The following is a 13,877-nucleotide window of genomic DNA, read 5'->3' on the forward strand; positions in this document are numbered from 1 at the left end:
TCGCTCGTCCAAGCATCGGTTCCGATCGGAAGAACGGGTCTGGAATCGCTTGGTGGTCGATCGACGGCGAAGGTGGCGACGATTCGGTCGCCGGTGCCGCGTTCGAGAGGGCCGTTCGCGCGGCGGTGTTGCGGCGGAACCCGCGCCGGATACTCCGACGGAGAAACCAAATAGAAGTAATACTTTTAAATAATTCATAATTATAAATAGGGCATATTCGTCGTCGAACGCGATACCGAACGCCAATCGTCGACAGTTCGACGTTTCACGGCACGAACGTCGGATTTCGAATCGTCAGGTAAAATTCGATACCGATCGACTCCGGGATCAGATTCTCCACTCGGTCGCCTCCGGCGTTCGAATGCCGATCGACAGAAACCCCCCTCATCGCCGTACCAGGGCTTACTCGACGGGAATGTGGTTCGACACGAAGGTGTTTCTGTGGCGGAAACGCAGAGCTCGAAATCAGCGGATCTCTCCTAGTTACACACACTAGTTCAAATATACCAAATTCAAAATACGTAGTTCGGTCGAATACCAGCCGCTACGAGCGGCGGAGTCACGGGGCCGTCATCCGATCCGCTTCCGACGAATCGAGCGGCGGCCCGGATCGGCCGACGGGTTCGGAACAGGCGAACGGACGATACCGGGCGACGGCAGGCGTCGAGTGCGCGGCTCGCGTCCGAGTCGGCTCACCGATCGCGCTTCGGCTCGCGCCCGAGCACGTTCGCGACCGACTCGACGCGGTCCTCGGCCTCCGTATCGCGGCTCCCGTAGTCGTCGATCTCGAGCGAGGTGATGGTGCGATCGCTCTCGACCGCGTTGTGCGCCGCCCGGACGGCGTCGAACACCTCGTCGACCTCCTCCGCCTCGACCACGGTATCGGTCGCGGTCAGTTCGTACGAGACGTCGAACTCGTCGAGCGCTTCGATCGCCTGTGCGATCTCTTCGGAGAGGCTCCCGTCGCGGACGGGGATGACCTCGAATCTGGCGATAACTGTCATGGGGAAACACCTCGAGGGCTACGTTGCGGGAACGCGGTCGCCCGCTGGCACCGACGTGCTACCACGACGGCACGCATAGTTCTTCGGCGTGGATACGCACGCCGGAAGCGATCGCCGCGGCTCGCGCGGCGAATCGATCGGAAAGCGAGAGTGACGAAAGGTGTGGACGAGGAGACGGGGTGTGCTCGTTCCCGGGAAACGAGCGGTGCGACGGGCCGGAGCGACGCGCAGTGCCGGAAATGACGTGAAAAGCGCCCTCCCGGCATTCGTGAAAAAGCGGGGTGAGACCAAAAAATCAGCGGTCCGTCGCAGCGACTTGACTTCGCGAGATCGCCGGCCGAGAACCCGGCTAGAGCCGACGGTCCGCGAGCGCCGGGAACTCCTCGCGAACGGCTGCGACCCGGTCCGGATCGACGTCGGCCAGCACGAGCGCCGGGTCGTCCCCGGCCGACGCGAGCGGGACGCCCCAGGGATCGTAGACGCTCGATCGACCGAGTAGGGTTGCCTCGTCGAAGGCGCCGCTACCATTGATCGTCGCGACGTAACACTGGTTCTCGATCGCGCGGGCCTGCGAGAGCGTCCGCCAGTGCTCGATCCGCGGGTACGGCCACGCGCTGGGGACGAGCAGCAGGTCGGCCCCCGCGTCGATCAGTTCCCGGTACAGCTCCGGGAACCGAAGGTCGTAGCAGGTCGTCACGCCGACGGTGAAAGGGCCGATCGACGCGGTCTCGATGCGCTCGCCGGGGACGAGCAGTTCCGACTCCGCGGAGTCGTAGCCGAACAGGTGGTGTTTCCGGTAGACGAGTCGCAACTCGCCGTCGGCGTCGAACAGCGCGGCGGTGTTGGCCAGTCCCTCGTCGGCCGGCGTCTCGACCGAGTCGGTCGCCGCGAGGTCCTCGACGATCGAGCCCGCGAGGACCGCGATTTCGTGGTCGGCGGCCGCCTCGCGGAGCCGGGTGAACGTCTCCCCCTCGAAGGGTTCCGCCTTCCGCGCGTACAGGTCGAAGGCGAAGTAGCCCACGTTGAACAGCTCCGGGAGCGCGACGATCGATGCGCCGCGGGCCGCCGCCCGGGAGACGGCGGCGATCGCCCGATCCACGTTCGCCTCGATCTCGCCCGGTTCGACGCGTATCTGTGCGAGCGCGATCGTCGGTTCGTCAACCGTCGGTCGGTCGTCGGCGGTCGGTCCGTCGGGTTCGGGGGTCGGGTCGGTCATGACTATTGCTGTGTTGCGAGGTCGCGTTCGAGCGCGCGCCGGAGGTTCTCCAGCTCGTCGTCCAGATTCCGCTTGAAGAACTTCTCGACGCCGGGGAGTTTGCCGTCGACGACGAAGCGGTTCTCGAGGCGACACCCGGCGTCGGTCTCGACGATCTCGTGTTCGCCGGTGACGGTCAACACGCTGGAGCGGCCGACGAACTTCACGTACTCCGGCGATCGCCGCGTAACGTCTTCGGTGTCGACCGCGATCGTCCGGCGCACGAGGGGGATCGGTAACTCGACGTGCCACGTGACCTCGTAGCCGTCCTCGTCCGTGACGGTGTACTCGTCGACGACGCTGATCGCCCGAGCGCGGTTTTCCGGATCCGCGATGAACGCCCAGACTCGCTCGGGCGATGCCGACAATTCGAACGACCGGTCGACCCGTACAGTCATGCCCGTATCTGGGTGATTGACCGGTAAAAAGACCGTGGCCTCGGCCGTCCCGCAAGCGGCGAGCGGCCGATCGCCCGGCGGCCGGAAATTCGAGTTCCGAACGGACGGCGACGAGGATGGGGACGAGGACGAACGCTCAGCTGAGAGTTACTTTCCAGGTCGTCGACCGGGCGCGACCCCACTTCTCGATGTCGACGTCGTCCGATTTCTCGGCGAGGTGCGGCAGCCGCGCGCCAACCTGTTTCGACGAGAGTCCGATCGCGTTCGCGATGTTTTTCGCCCGGAAGTACTGCTCGCCGCGGGCGGCACTCTCGCGGAGATACGAGAGAATTCGCTGCTCTTCGTCGGAGTAGTCGGTCATCGTCAGCGCCATCTAGGGCGCGGGTAGTCTTAACTTTTAACGGCCGATACGCACCGCGAAACCGCGGCGCCGAACGATCCCAATGCGACACTTACTCGGAGTAAAGGTGGATACCGACGACAGCTAGCGATCCGAAGACCATCGCGGCGGCAAAGCCCCACGCCGCTTCGATCTCGGGCGCCCCGGCGAACATCAGCGCCGCCCCGATGACCGCGAGCGCGCCGAGCGCGAGCGATAGTCCGATGCCCTTGTCCGTCGCCGCTTCCGATTGTGTAGCCATGGTCGGGGGTTTCGGGTCGGCGCTCTTAATTATACTCGTTTTCCCGCTCGTTGTCGAACCGAGCGACGACTCAGTTGATCGTCGTGTATTCGGACTCCTCGTTCAGCGCGAGGTTCGCCGCGATTTCGGCGTTGCGCATCGCGTACTGGGCGGTCTGTTGGAGGCTGACGAGCACTTCGCGGACGCGCAGCAGATCCTCGTTGGACATTTCCGGGAGCTCCGAGAGGATCGCCTGCTCCTGGTCGGAGATGTCGTGGAACAGTTTGCGGACCTCGTTGGACTTGTCGTAATCCCGTTCGACGGCCGCCTCGACCGCGCACGAGGTGATCTCGTCGACCAGCTCGTTCAACTCGCGGATCTCGCGCATCACCGCGCTGTCGACGTTTAAGCTGTGACCCTCGGTCTCGATGACGATCTCGCCGATGTCCTCCGCGTTGTCGGCGGTCAGTTCGAGGTTCTTCGCGATCGATCGGTAGCCGATCAGCGGGAAGCCGCTGTTCAACCCGACCGCGCGGGCGAGGTTTGGGTTCTGGTAGGCGGTGAAGATCAGTCGCAGGAGGAGCACGAAGATCTTGTTGGCCTGTCGCTCCCGGTTCAGCGCGCGCTGGGCGAGATCCGGATTGCCGTGGGCGAGGGCTTTGATCGCCTCGCTGCGCATCGTCTGGCCGGTGCGCTCCAGGCGTTCCAGGAGGTTGTCGAGCGTGAAGTCCTCGGGGTCGACCGAACAGCGGATCGAGATGCTCTCGGGGGTCTCCTCGATCACGCCCAGCCCCATCAGCTGCGTCTCCGCTTGGTAGACCGCGTTGATCGTCGCCGACTCCAGGGCGCCGTCCTCGCACTCGATCCGGATGACCCGACGGCCAAGCACGTACTGGGCGACGATCGCCCGCTCGACGGCTGCGGCGCCCAGATCGTCCGAGTGGATGATCGCCTCCGTCTCTTCGGAGCTCGCAGATTCCGGCATCACCGTCAGCGTTCCCTTGCCGCTCGTCCGCAGCGACACCTCGTCGCCCTTCTCGACCGCGTGTTCGGCGGCCCACTCCGCCGGGAGGGTCATCGCCAGCGTCGACGGGCCGAGTCGTTGCACTTTCCGCGTTTCCATGAGATCGGGTACGATCGAATCGACCTTAATCTTGACTATATGCTCATTATATCCGAACCGGATGGCTATATGGTTGTGTTCTCTGCTCGTATTCGGGTACTCCTTAAACAGCATCGTCGGGGCCGCCGCGACGGTCGAACGGCGCGTCACCGGCGCTCGTCCATCCTCGCGCGGTCCGAACCCGAAAACCGGCCCTCACACGACCTTCACGAGGCGGGTCGTGAACCGGCCCGTACGGACCTGAACCCAGCCGCGCAACTCCTCGTCGACTGCCGGATCGTCGATATCGACACGTAACGCGGCGATCGCGTCGAGTTTCGATTCCGAGGCGACGACCTCGATCTCGTCGGCTCGCTCGATGACCGCCGGCGAGAGCTGGTGATTCCCGCGGCCGAAAATGAATCCCTGGCCGCCGATCGGCGAGACGACGATCGTCGCGGGCTCGTCGAGCGCGTCGAGGATGTCGGACTCCGAGGCGTCGCGCGCCAGTACGTCGCCGTTGCGCCAGACGTCGACGCCGAGCGGCGACGGATCGATCCCGAGTTCCTCCTCGATCGCGCCGACGGTGCTGCCGGGGCCGAAGACGTAGGTGCGTTCGGCCTCGACCTCGCGTGCGAACCCGGACGCCAATCCGTCGACGTTCCCGCTGGAGATCTGCTTGCTCGACTGGACGTCGGGGGCGACGGGGACCGGAACCACGGCCTTCAGCTCCGTCCGCACCTCGCCCTCGCGGTAGGCCGCTTCGTCGATGTCGTTGACCTCGCGGTCCTCGACCCGATCGAACTCGGCGGCGATTCGTCCCGCGTCGGCGGGCGTGACGCCGAACACCGACGAGTAGATCTTGACGCCCGCGGGCACGCCGAGCATCGGCGTTTCGGCGCCGTCCGCGTCGAGGACTTCGGCGACGTCGACCGCGGTCCCGTCGCCGCCGACGAAGAGCACGAGGTCGACGCCGCGATCGAGGAAGGCCCGAACGGCGTTGCGAGTGTCCGCGGCCGACGTCCCCGGCTCGGCCGGATCGATCGACCTGGACGGTCCCGCGGCCCCGTTCGTCGCGTCGGCCGTCCCCTCGCCTCCCGTTCGGGGGTCGTAGACGACTTCGGGCTCGTACCCCGCGTCGCGAGCGGCGTCCGCGCCCAGCACGGTCGCCGCCGCGTAGACCGCGAGGTCGGGATTCCGGCGGTATAGCGACGACAGCGCCTCTTTAGCTCGATCGGGCGCGCGCGGTTCGGCTCCCCGACGACGCGCTTCCGCGACGTTTCCGTCGGTTCCCTTCAACCCGACCCGACCGCCCATGCCCGCGATCGGATTCACGACGACGCCGAGCGACTCCATGGCGGACACATCGGGCGCCGGCACAAAGAGGCGTACGGTAGCGGGGTGGAAAATCGCGTCCGCGATCCCGAGCCGCGCCACTGCGGCGATTCCCGACGATTTCTGAACCGTTAAGAGGGCACGGGACCGATCGACGCCCATGACCGAACTGTCCACCGTTCTCGCGTCGGACCCGGCACTGCCGATGGAGATCGTCGGCCCGGGGGTACTGGTACTCAGCCTGCTCGTGACGCTGCTCTGGATCGCCTACTTCTACCGGTAGCGGCTAGCGGGGTGACTCGACTCGCTCGCGAAGCCACGCCGCGGCGTCCGCCGCGGCGGATTCGTCCGGACTCTCGATGACGAGTCGGACCGACTCGCCCGGATAGCTGCCGACGGAGACGTCGAACTCCTCGCGAAGCCGTTCGATCCGATCGAGGAGCGCGCTCTCGGGTTCGGCCGCGAGCACGTCCTCCCGGTAGGTCGGCTCGCCGGCGAATTCGGGAGCGATCGACTCGAACATCGCCTTCATCTCGGCCGGCACGCCCGGGAGGACGTAGACGCCGTCGAGCACCGCGCCCGGAGCGACGCCGACTTCGTTGTGGAGCGGCCGCGCGCCGATCGGCAGGTTCGCCGTCCCCTCGGTCAGATCGGCGCGTGAGTAGCCGTTCTCCTCGAGCCACGCGAGGGCGGTCTCGTGTTCCTCCAGCCCCCGTCCGAGGGCGGCGGCGACGCCCTCCATGGTAACATCGTCGTGCGTCGGTCCGAGGCCGCCGGTGACGACGACCGCATCGTACTCCGCGCGGTACTCGTCGATCACGCGGGCGATGTCCCCGACTCGATCGGGGACCGTCGTGACCCGTTCGACGCTCGCGCCGCGCTCGGTGAGGCGTTCGCACAGCCACGTGGCGTTCGTGTTCGTCGTCCGTCCCGCGAGCAGTTCGTCCCCGACCGTGACGACCGCGACGTTCATAGCTTCCCTTCGAACCGATCGGTAAAATGACTCTCGTCCGTCGATCCCCGCGCCGCCGTCGTGTCACCGCCGACGATATACCAGGAGAATTGTACGCTAGATAACCACAAGATTCAATTTTGATAATGATAACAGTACGGTGATGTCTCGTAGCGTGGCGGAACAGGACGAGCCGGATTCGAGTACGGTCCTCTCCGCGTTGGGAAGCAAGTACAGCGCGGAGATTCTCTGTGCAGCGGGGACGCCGAAGTCGGCTCAAGCGTTGAGCGACGATATCGAAATTCCGATCGCGACCTGTTACCGTCGAATCGAAGATCTCGTACGTGCCGGCCTGTTGACCTGTGAGGGACGACAACTCTCCGACGAGGGACGTCGAACGAACATCTACCGCCGAACGGTCGACCAGATCGAAATCGACTTCTCCGGCGACGGTCCGGCGTTCTCTCGAAAGCGCAGAACGGAGGCCAAAAATAGACTCCAGGATCAGCTCGAGGACTGACCGTTCGACCGACCGTTGGATGCGGCTTCGGAACCGATCGCTCGTCTCGCCCGTCGAACGACCCGCGCGTCCTCGCGTCCCGTGCTCCGTGCAGCCTCGCCGGTAGCGTCCAGTCTCGTTCTCCACGTCGACCTCCTTCGGACGGCAACTCCCTCCCGCGGTCGAGACGAACGGCGTCCCGGCGCTTCGCTCGCCCTACGATCGCGTTCCGACGCATCGACCAGAGTTAAGTACTCTCTCGATAATCTCGAGGTATGACTGGAGTAGCAGGAGACGGCGAGGCGATCGACGCGAACTCGGCGGACGTCGTCGGAACTCGACGCGTCCTCCACGTCGGCCGGGACCGGCCGATCCGGATCAGCGCCGGCCACCGCATCCTGCACCACGACGGCAAGTGTTCGCGGCCACACGGCCACAACTACGAGATCGCCGTCACCCTGACGGGCGAACTCACCGAGGAGGGGTGGATCGCCGACAAAGGAGATATTACCGACGTCATCGACGAGTGGGATCACATGTTCCTACTCGAGGCGGGCGATCCGCTCGTCGAGGCGTTCGAAGCGACCGGCGACGATGACGCCGTGATCGTCCTCGAACACCCGCCGACGGCGGAGGTGATGAGCGTCCTCCTGGAGCGGAAACTCGAGGCCGCGCTACCCGACACTATCACCGACGTCGCCGTGCAGGTCAACGAGACGTCCGAACTCTGCGGGGGGAGCCGGTTCTGAAATGCCGGTCTCCGACTCGGTCGATCGGGCGAGCGAGGTGGACGCCGCGGACGGCGACGGTCTCCCGATCAACGAACTGTTCTACTCCCTGCAGGGCGAAGGTGCGCTCGCCGGCGTCCCGTCGGTGTTCGTCCGCACGAGCGGCTGTAATCTCAGATGCTGGTTCTGTGACTCCTATCACACCTCCTGGGAACCCACGCACGCGTGGATGGATCTCGAGACGATCGTAGCGGAGGTGGAGTCGCACGAGAGCGCCGAGCACGTCGTTCTCACCGGCGGCGAGCCGCTGATCCACGAGGCAAGTGTCACCCTCATCGAAGCGCTCACCGATCGGGGCTACCACACGACCGTCGAGACGAACGGCACGATCTACCGGGACGCCCCGATCGATCTCGCCTCGATCAGCCCGAAACTCGCGAGCAGTGTGCCCACGCCCGATCGCGATCCGAAAGGCGAGGGCGAGTGGGAGGCGCGCCACGAGGCCGATCGGATCGACCTCGGCACGCTCGTCCGTCTCGTCGAGGACTACGATTTCCAACTGAAGTTCGTCGTCACCGACGCGGACGATATGCCGGAGATCCTCGAGTTGCTCGGGGACCTCCGAGGCGCGGCCGCCGTCCCGGTTCGAAACGACGACGTGCTCCTGATGCCCGAGGGCGCGACGCGAACGCGACTCAAGGAGACCCGAAATCGCGTCGCGCGACTGGCGATGGACCACGGCTTCCGGTACACGCCGCGGCTGCACGTCGACCTCTGGAACGACGCCCCCGAGACGTAATTCGACGCCCCCGAGACACCGCTATGACCGAGACACTCACCGACACCGCGACCGACGAATCGACTCCTGACCGCGCCGTCGTCCTCCTCTCCGGCGGGATGGACAGCGCCACTGACGCCTACGAGGCTCGCGATCGCGGCTACGACCTGTACGCCCTGCACACCTCCTACGGTCAGCGCACTGAGGATCGCGAACTCGAATGTGCCCGCCGACTCGCCGACGAACTCGACGCCGCCGACTTCCTCCGGATCGAGACCGGCCACCTCTCGGCGATCGGCGCCTCGAGTCTCACCGACGACGGGATGGACGTCGAAGACGCCGACCTCGAAAGCGACGAGATCCCCACCTCCTACGTCCCGTTCCGCAACGCGAACCTGCTGGCGATGGCGGTCTCCTACGCCGAGGCCAACGCCTCTTCGGCCGTCTTCATCGGCGCCCACAGCGAGGACTTCTCGGGGTATCCGGACTGCCGCCCCGCGTTCTTCGACGCGTTCGAACGCGTCGCCGACGTCGGAACGAAACCCGAGACCGAGATCGCGATCGAGGCGCCGTTCGTCGACTGGTCGAAAACCGACATCGCGGACCGCGGCGTCGAACTCGACGTCCCGTTCGAACACACGTGGAGTTGCTACCGCGAGAACGAACCCGCCTGCGGCACCTGCGACGCCTGCGCGTTCCGGCTGCAGGCCTTCCAGAACGTCGGAGTTCGCGATCCGATCGCGTACGCCGAACGGCCGACGTACGCCGATCGGGGGTAAGGCCGATCCGAGCGTCCCGCGTCGGGAGCCGCGATCGCGGAGATTCGGTCACGAACTGTTAGAAAATGTTTACGACGGTGCGCCGAGAACCGACGCCCGATGGCCGCCGCCATACTGGAGTGGTTCCGCGACGAGAACGGAGACTGGGCGACTCCCGAGGGGCGTCGCGGCGAGTTCGTCTTCCTGGTCGCCCTGTTGGTCGTGTTCGCCGTGCACGCCCACTTCGAGGTCGGACTCCCGGCTCCCGACGAGCGTCCGATCGTCGCGCTTTTCGGAGTCCTCTGTGGCTTCTGGTACGCGACGTACGGTCGAAAGCACGTAGTCGACTACGCCCCGGAAAGCGCCTGGACGTACGTGTCCACGATTCTGGGTGGATTCGGGTTTTCGCTGTTCAAACTCGTCCACGTCGCGACGCCGATCGTGGTGTTCGTCGTCACCGCGGTGGGGACGGTACTCCTGGTGTATACGGTCAGGGTGGCGTCGCCGGTTCATGACGGGATGGAGCCACCTCCTCGCGGAGCGAAGCCGCCGAGCGAGGTTTCCTGAGAGGCGATCGTCGTCGACGAGTAGTGGACGCCTCTCGGCCGGTGTAGCACACGTCGTCGCCGGTGGATCCCGAACTGTAGTTCGGGTACGATACGCTCCCTCTATGTAGGAGCGACGGATAAGATAGCGCATGGCGGACTGGTGATGTACCACCGTTACGTCGCCAAAACGATCCCTCAACGGGGGTTAACAGATGAAGACCCAATACTACACCGCAACGAGCATCGACGGGTATCTCGCCGACGACGATAACTCGCTCGACTGGCTCTTCCAGTTCGGAGCGATCGAGGAAATCGAGGGCGTGAAGGACGACTACCCGCAGTTCATAGACCAGGTCGGTGCCCTGGCCATGGGGTCGACGACATACGAGTGGCTCGTCGAGCACGAGAACCTCCTGGAAAACCCGGAAACGTGGCCGTATGAGGTCCCGGCTTGGGTGTTTAGCAGCCGAGAATTACCGGCAGTCGACGGTGCGGACGTCCGCTTCGTGCAGGGGGACGTCGAGCCCGTCCATGCAGAGATGGTGACGGCCGCAGACGGCGAGAACGTCTGGCTTGTCGGGGGTGGTGACCTCGTCGGACAGTTCCACGATCGCGGCCTACTCGACGAGATTATTCTCACCGTTGCTCCCGTCACGCTCGCCTCGGGTGCGCCGTTGTTGCCACGCAGGATCACCGATTCGCCCCTGAAACTGGTTGACGCGCAAAAGTACGGCGATATTTTCGCGGTTCTAACCTATGAGGTGCAGTAGTTCGCGGCGGCTACTCATTTGAACGCTTCTTCCCCTCTACTAACTCTTCCCTCTTACTGACAAGTGGGGAGGGGATGGCGCTCGATTCATGTCGGGTAGGGACCGATCGAAGAGGATACAGCCGCCGCTCCGCATAACTCACTCAGTAGTTTTCGCTGAAATACGGGTCGTTACTCGCCCGCCGCGACCTCGTCCGGCCCGCGTCGCCGCTCCCGTTCGATCGTCGTCACGTAGATTCCCGCGAGGACGATCGCGCCGCCCAGCACCGTGATCGCGTCCGGCACCTCGGAGAGCAACACCAGCGCGAGCAGCGTCGAGCCGACGGGTTCGCCGAGCCAGGCGACGCTGACGACGACCGACTCGAGGTGTTTTAACACCCAGTTGACGATCGTGTGGCCGAGGATGCCCGGCCCGATCGCCATGCCGAGAAAGAGCAGCCACTCGCGGCCGGGATAGGCGAGGTAGGCGTGACCCTGCGCACCGACGAGCAGGCCGAGCGTCAGCGCGCAGGCCGTGTAGACGACGGTCACGTACGGAAACAGCGGGACGCGCTGGCGGATCGATCGGCCGGCGAGGACGTACCCCGCGACGGTGATCGCCCCCAGGAGCGCGAGCGAGTTCCCGTACAGCGTCGCGTCCGCGAGCGGGGCCTGGCCCGCGTCGCCGAACGACATCGCCGCCGCCCCGACGATCGCGATCGCGATTCCAGTCACCGTCTCGCGAGAGACTCGTTCGCCGAGCACGAGGGCGGCGCCGAGCGCGACGAAGATCGGCTGGGTCTGGACGAGCGTTACGCTGGCGGCGACGCTGGTGTAGTTCAGGCTCTCGAACCAGGCGGCGAAGTGCACCGCGAGCGCGACCCCGGCGACGATCGCCCACCCGAGATCGGACCACGAGAGCCGGCTCAGATCGTCCCGATATCGGAGGAGTGCGATCGGCGCGACGATCGCCGTCGTGAACAGCACCCGGTAGAAGGCCGCGACGGAACTCGGCGCGTGGCTCCAGCGCACCAGGATCGCGCTCGTGCTGGCGGCGAAGACCGCGAACGCCAGCGCGGCGATCGGCGTCACCTCGAGATCCGACATCGAGACGGTCACGTCCGGGACGTGCGCCCGGGGCGGCAAACGCGTTCCGAAAGCTCCCGATCGGATCGTGCGCGGAACTGTCGCGAGCGCCGCGCCGTCGAGAACAGCCGCGAGGCCACGGCGTCGGAACCCGTCGGGACTTCGCCCTGCGTCGGACGGCGTCAATACGCGACCGAACCCGGCGCGTCACTCGTCCGGAAGCCGGTTCCCGCGGTAGATCGCGGCGACCTCCCGGTCGACGTCGGCCAGGCCGACGATGTCGTCCTCGGTCAACTCCTCGGCCTCCCACTCGTCGAGGTACGCGACGGCGTCGTCGTACGACGCGAACGGTCGCGGGTTGAGCCCCATAGTCTCGTTCGGGACGGCTTCCGAATCGGTGACGAGCACGTAGGAGGCGTCCGTTCCGTCCACGAGGTCGCCCGACCCGAAGTCCGTCACCCACGCGCCGTCGATCGGCGAGTCGATCGGCGGGGCGGCGTAGTAGGCGAACATGCAGCCGGGCGTGTCGAAGAGGGCGCCCTGGCCGTTCTCGTGGGCGAGCTGGCACTGCCACCGCGGGTAGTCGGCGGGCGTCATGTTGCAGACCGGGCAGTTGTAATCGCCGGAGAACTCGAGTGGTTCGCCGCCAGGATGTTCGACGTCCGTCGCGTACTGGTGTTCGTCACCTTCGCCGCGGCCGTCGCCGTCCTCGGCGGAGTCGGCGGACCCGCTACCGTCGTCGCCGAATCTGCCCAGACACCCCGCGGCGGCGATCGTCGCGCCGGCTCCCGCGCTCCCCAGCAGTCGACGCCGCGTGAACGGGCGCCCCTCGAACCCAGTCATGATACCTCCCTCTTGTGACTCTGCGAGCAAAACGAGCGTGGTTCGATCGTCGAACTCGACGATGATCGCCGGTCGCCGACGGCGACGGCTTTGGCTCCTGATGGGGCGATCGACGGCGCCGACACGATCGGAACCCGCCGGCCGCTCGTCACTCGAGTTCGGCTTTCGTCGTTCGATGGCGCCGGCGGAACACCGCCTCGAACCCGGCCTGCGAAATCGGCGCGGCGGCGCTCGAGACGCCGCCGAGCGTCCCGCTGAGCGGGAGTTCGTAGTCGACGTGATCGTGAAGCACCGTCCGGTCCCCGTCGGCGTAGAACGCGTGGGTGTGGACCCACCGATCGAACGGTCCGCGAACCATCTCGTCGCGGAAGTAGGCCGTTCCGTCGTCGCGCTCGCGCTCCGTGATGATCGACGTCCACCGCCGGCGCGGACCGACGCCGAACGGTCGGATCGAGAGATCGATCTCCGAACCGGCCTCCAGTCGATCGGGGTTCGGTTCGCCGTCCGGGCCGACGACGGACTCGACGCGCAGCCCCATCCACGCCGGCGTGAGGGTCTCGAGCCCCTCGACGCGCGAGTGAAACGCCCACACGTTCTCGAGTGGCGCGTCGATCCGCGTCTCGCGTTCGTACGACGGCATGATATCGACTACGGGGGCGATCGGCAAAACGGGACGGCCTCCGTCGAATCTCCCGGATCGGGAGTCGCCGGCGGCGCCGGTCCGATCGGCGACCGAGAGAGCCTACTTTAGGCGCTCCTGCAGGAACGAGGGGTGGGCGGCGGTGACGCCCGCTATCTCGAGCAGTTTGTCGGAAATGATCTCGCCGACTTCGTCGCCGTCCGCGGCGCGGACCTCGGCCATCAGCATGTGGTCGCCGCTGGAACTGTAGAGGGCTTCGATCTCCGCGAGTTCCTTGAGCGCCTTCGTCGCTTCGACGTAGCGTTCGCTCGCGACGTCGATCCCGACCAGGGCGATCGTCTTGCTCGAGAGCTTCTTCGGGTCGATGTCGGCCGAGTAGCCGACGATGACGCCCTCGTCTTCGAGCTGGTTGATGTACTTTCTGACCGTCGGTTTCGAGACCTCGGCCCGATCGGCGATCTCGGCGTAGGAGGCCTGGGCATCCTCCTCGAGAACTTCGAGGATGCGATCTTCCGTCGACTGGGTACTCATGGTATACAGTTTTGCTCCGACGGGAAAATATCTTTTGTATACGAAAACGTCG

19 protein-coding genes are annotated in these 13,877 nt (G+C 65.6%); 7 read left to right on the forward strand and 12 right to left on the reverse strand.

Going from position 1 to position 13,877, the window contains the following annotated elements; translation table 11 throughout:
* Positions 1 to 692: 692 nt before the first annotated feature.
* The 7 genes from MUH00_RS13385 to MUH00_RS13415 all read right to left on the reverse strand — a co-directional run bounded on the left by MUH00_RS13385 (position 693) and on the right by MUH00_RS13415 (position 5,735).
* Entirely contained in the window at positions 693 to 1,004 is a 312-nt protein-coding gene (locus tag MUH00_RS13385; protein ID WP_246999304.1) for a thiamine-binding protein, read from the reverse strand.
* A 349-nt stretch (positions 1,005 to 1,353) separates the two neighbouring features.
* Complete coding sequence (locus MUH00_RS13390; protein ID WP_246999306.1) at positions 1,354 to 2,220, reverse strand: carbon-nitrogen family hydrolase; 867 nt, start codon at positions 2,218 to 2,220, stop codon at positions 1,354 to 1,356.
* Positions 2,221 to 2,222: 2 nt separating this feature from the next.
* Entirely contained in the window at positions 2,223 to 2,657 is a 435-nt protein-coding gene (locus MUH00_RS13395; protein ID WP_246999307.1) for an SRPBCC family protein, read from the reverse strand.
* A gap of 136 nt (positions 2,658 to 2,793) precedes the next feature.
* On the reverse strand, positions 2,794 to 3,018 hold the full coding sequence (locus MUH00_RS13400; protein WP_246999309.1) for a DUF7123 family protein: 225 nt from the start codon (positions 3,016 to 3,018) through the stop codon (positions 2,794 to 2,796).
* A 91-nt stretch (positions 3,019 to 3,109) separates the two neighbouring features.
* Entirely contained in the window at positions 3,110 to 3,298 is a 189-nt protein-coding gene (locus tag MUH00_RS13405; RefSeq protein WP_246999311.1) for a DUF7525 family protein, read from the reverse strand.
* Positions 3,299 to 3,368: 70 nt separating this feature from the next.
* Positions 3,369 to 4,400 carry a phosphate uptake regulator PhoU gene (locus MUH00_RS13410; RefSeq protein ID WP_246999318.1) on the reverse strand — a complete coding sequence of 344 codons (1,032 nt, stop codon included), beginning with the start codon at positions 4,398 to 4,400 and terminating at the stop codon, positions 3,369 to 3,371.
* Positions 4,401 to 4,595: 195 nt separating this feature from the next.
* Entirely contained in the window at positions 4,596 to 5,735 is a 1,140-nt protein-coding gene (locus MUH00_RS13415; protein WP_246999319.1) for an ATP-NAD kinase family protein, read from the reverse strand.
* Positions 5,736 to 5,874: 139 nt separating this feature from the next.
* Here MUH00_RS13415 and MUH00_RS22880 point away from each other — a divergent pair, with 139 nt between their 5' ends.
* Entirely contained in the window at positions 5,875 to 5,997 is a 123-nt protein-coding gene (locus tag MUH00_RS22880; protein WP_256464793.1) for a hypothetical protein, read from the forward strand.
* A 3-nt stretch (positions 5,998 to 6,000) separates the two neighbouring features.
* Here MUH00_RS22880 and MUH00_RS13420 read toward each other — a convergent pair whose 3' ends face one another.
* Positions 6,001 to 6,687 carry a competence/damage-inducible protein A gene (locus tag MUH00_RS13420; RefSeq protein ID WP_246999320.1) on the reverse strand — a complete coding sequence of 229 codons (687 nt, stop codon included), beginning with the start codon at positions 6,685 to 6,687 and terminating at the stop codon, positions 6,001 to 6,003.
* 142 nt (positions 6,688 to 6,829) lie between these two features.
* Between MUH00_RS13420 and MUH00_RS13425 the strand changes: the two genes are divergently transcribed.
* The 6 genes from MUH00_RS13425 to MUH00_RS13450 all read left to right on the forward strand — a co-directional run bounded on the left by MUH00_RS13425 (position 6,830) and on the right by MUH00_RS13450 (position 10,747).
* Positions 6,830 to 7,186, forward strand: coding sequence for a winged helix-turn-helix domain-containing protein (locus MUH00_RS13425; RefSeq protein WP_246999321.1), 357 nt, complete (start codon positions 6,830 to 6,832; stop codon positions 7,184 to 7,186).
* 254 nt (positions 7,187 to 7,440) lie between these two features.
* On the forward strand, positions 7,441 to 7,914 hold the full coding sequence (locus MUH00_RS13430; protein ID WP_246999322.1) for a 6-pyruvoyl trahydropterin synthase family protein: 474 nt from the start codon (positions 7,441 to 7,443) through the stop codon (positions 7,912 to 7,914).
* A 1-nt stretch (position 7,915) separates the two neighbouring features.
* Positions 7,916 to 8,692 carry a 7-carboxy-7-deazaguanine synthase QueE gene (locus MUH00_RS13435; protein ID WP_246999323.1) on the forward strand — a complete coding sequence of 259 codons (777 nt, stop codon included), beginning with the start codon at positions 7,916 to 7,918 and terminating at the stop codon, positions 8,690 to 8,692.
* 23 nt (positions 8,693 to 8,715) lie between these two features.
* Positions 8,716 to 9,450 (forward strand): 7-cyano-7-deazaguanine synthase QueC, encoded by a 735-nt coding sequence (gene queC / locus MUH00_RS13440; protein WP_246999325.1) that lies wholly within the window; start codon positions 8,716 to 8,718, stop codon positions 9,448 to 9,450.
* Positions 9,451 to 9,549: 99 nt separating this feature from the next.
* Entirely contained in the window at positions 9,550 to 9,996 is a 447-nt protein-coding gene (locus MUH00_RS13445; RefSeq protein ID WP_246999326.1) for a hypothetical protein, read from the forward strand.
* Between the two features lie 193 nt (positions 9,997 to 10,189).
* Positions 10,190 to 10,747 (forward strand): dihydrofolate reductase family protein, encoded by a 558-nt coding sequence (locus tag MUH00_RS13450; protein WP_246999328.1) that lies wholly within the window; start codon positions 10,190 to 10,192, stop codon positions 10,745 to 10,747.
* 170 nt (positions 10,748 to 10,917) lie between these two features.
* Here the strand turns inward: MUH00_RS13450 and MUH00_RS13455 are convergent, their stop codons facing one another.
* The 4 genes from MUH00_RS13455 to lrpA1 form a co-directional block, all read right to left on the reverse strand.
* Positions 10,918 to 11,832 carry a DMT family transporter gene (locus MUH00_RS13455; protein ID WP_247003970.1) on the reverse strand — a complete coding sequence of 305 codons (915 nt, stop codon included), beginning with the start codon at positions 11,830 to 11,832 and terminating at the stop codon, positions 10,918 to 10,920.
* A 186-nt stretch (positions 11,833 to 12,018) separates the two neighbouring features.
* Complete coding sequence (locus MUH00_RS13460) at positions 12,019 to 12,654, reverse strand: nitrous oxide reductase accessory protein NosL (protein WP_246999330.1); 636 nt, start codon at positions 12,652 to 12,654, stop codon at positions 12,019 to 12,021.
* A gap of 148 nt (positions 12,655 to 12,802) precedes the next feature.
* Positions 12,803 to 13,294: an SRPBCC family protein gene (locus tag MUH00_RS13465; RefSeq protein WP_246999339.1), complete on the reverse strand. Its 492-nt coding sequence runs from the start codon at positions 13,292 to 13,294 to the stop codon at positions 12,803 to 12,805.
* Between the two features lie 102 nt (positions 13,295 to 13,396).
* Entirely contained in the window at positions 13,397 to 13,825 is a 429-nt protein-coding gene (gene lrpA1 / locus MUH00_RS13470; RefSeq protein WP_246999341.1) for an HTH-type transcriptional regulator LrpA1, read from the reverse strand.
* Positions 13,826 to 13,877 lie beyond the last annotated feature (52 nt).

The sequence above is a fragment of the Halosolutus gelatinilyticus genome (assembly GCF_023028105.1).
GTDB classification, from domain to species: Archaea; Halobacteriota; Halobacteria; order Halobacteriales; family Natrialbaceae; genus Halosolutus; species Halosolutus gelatinilyticus.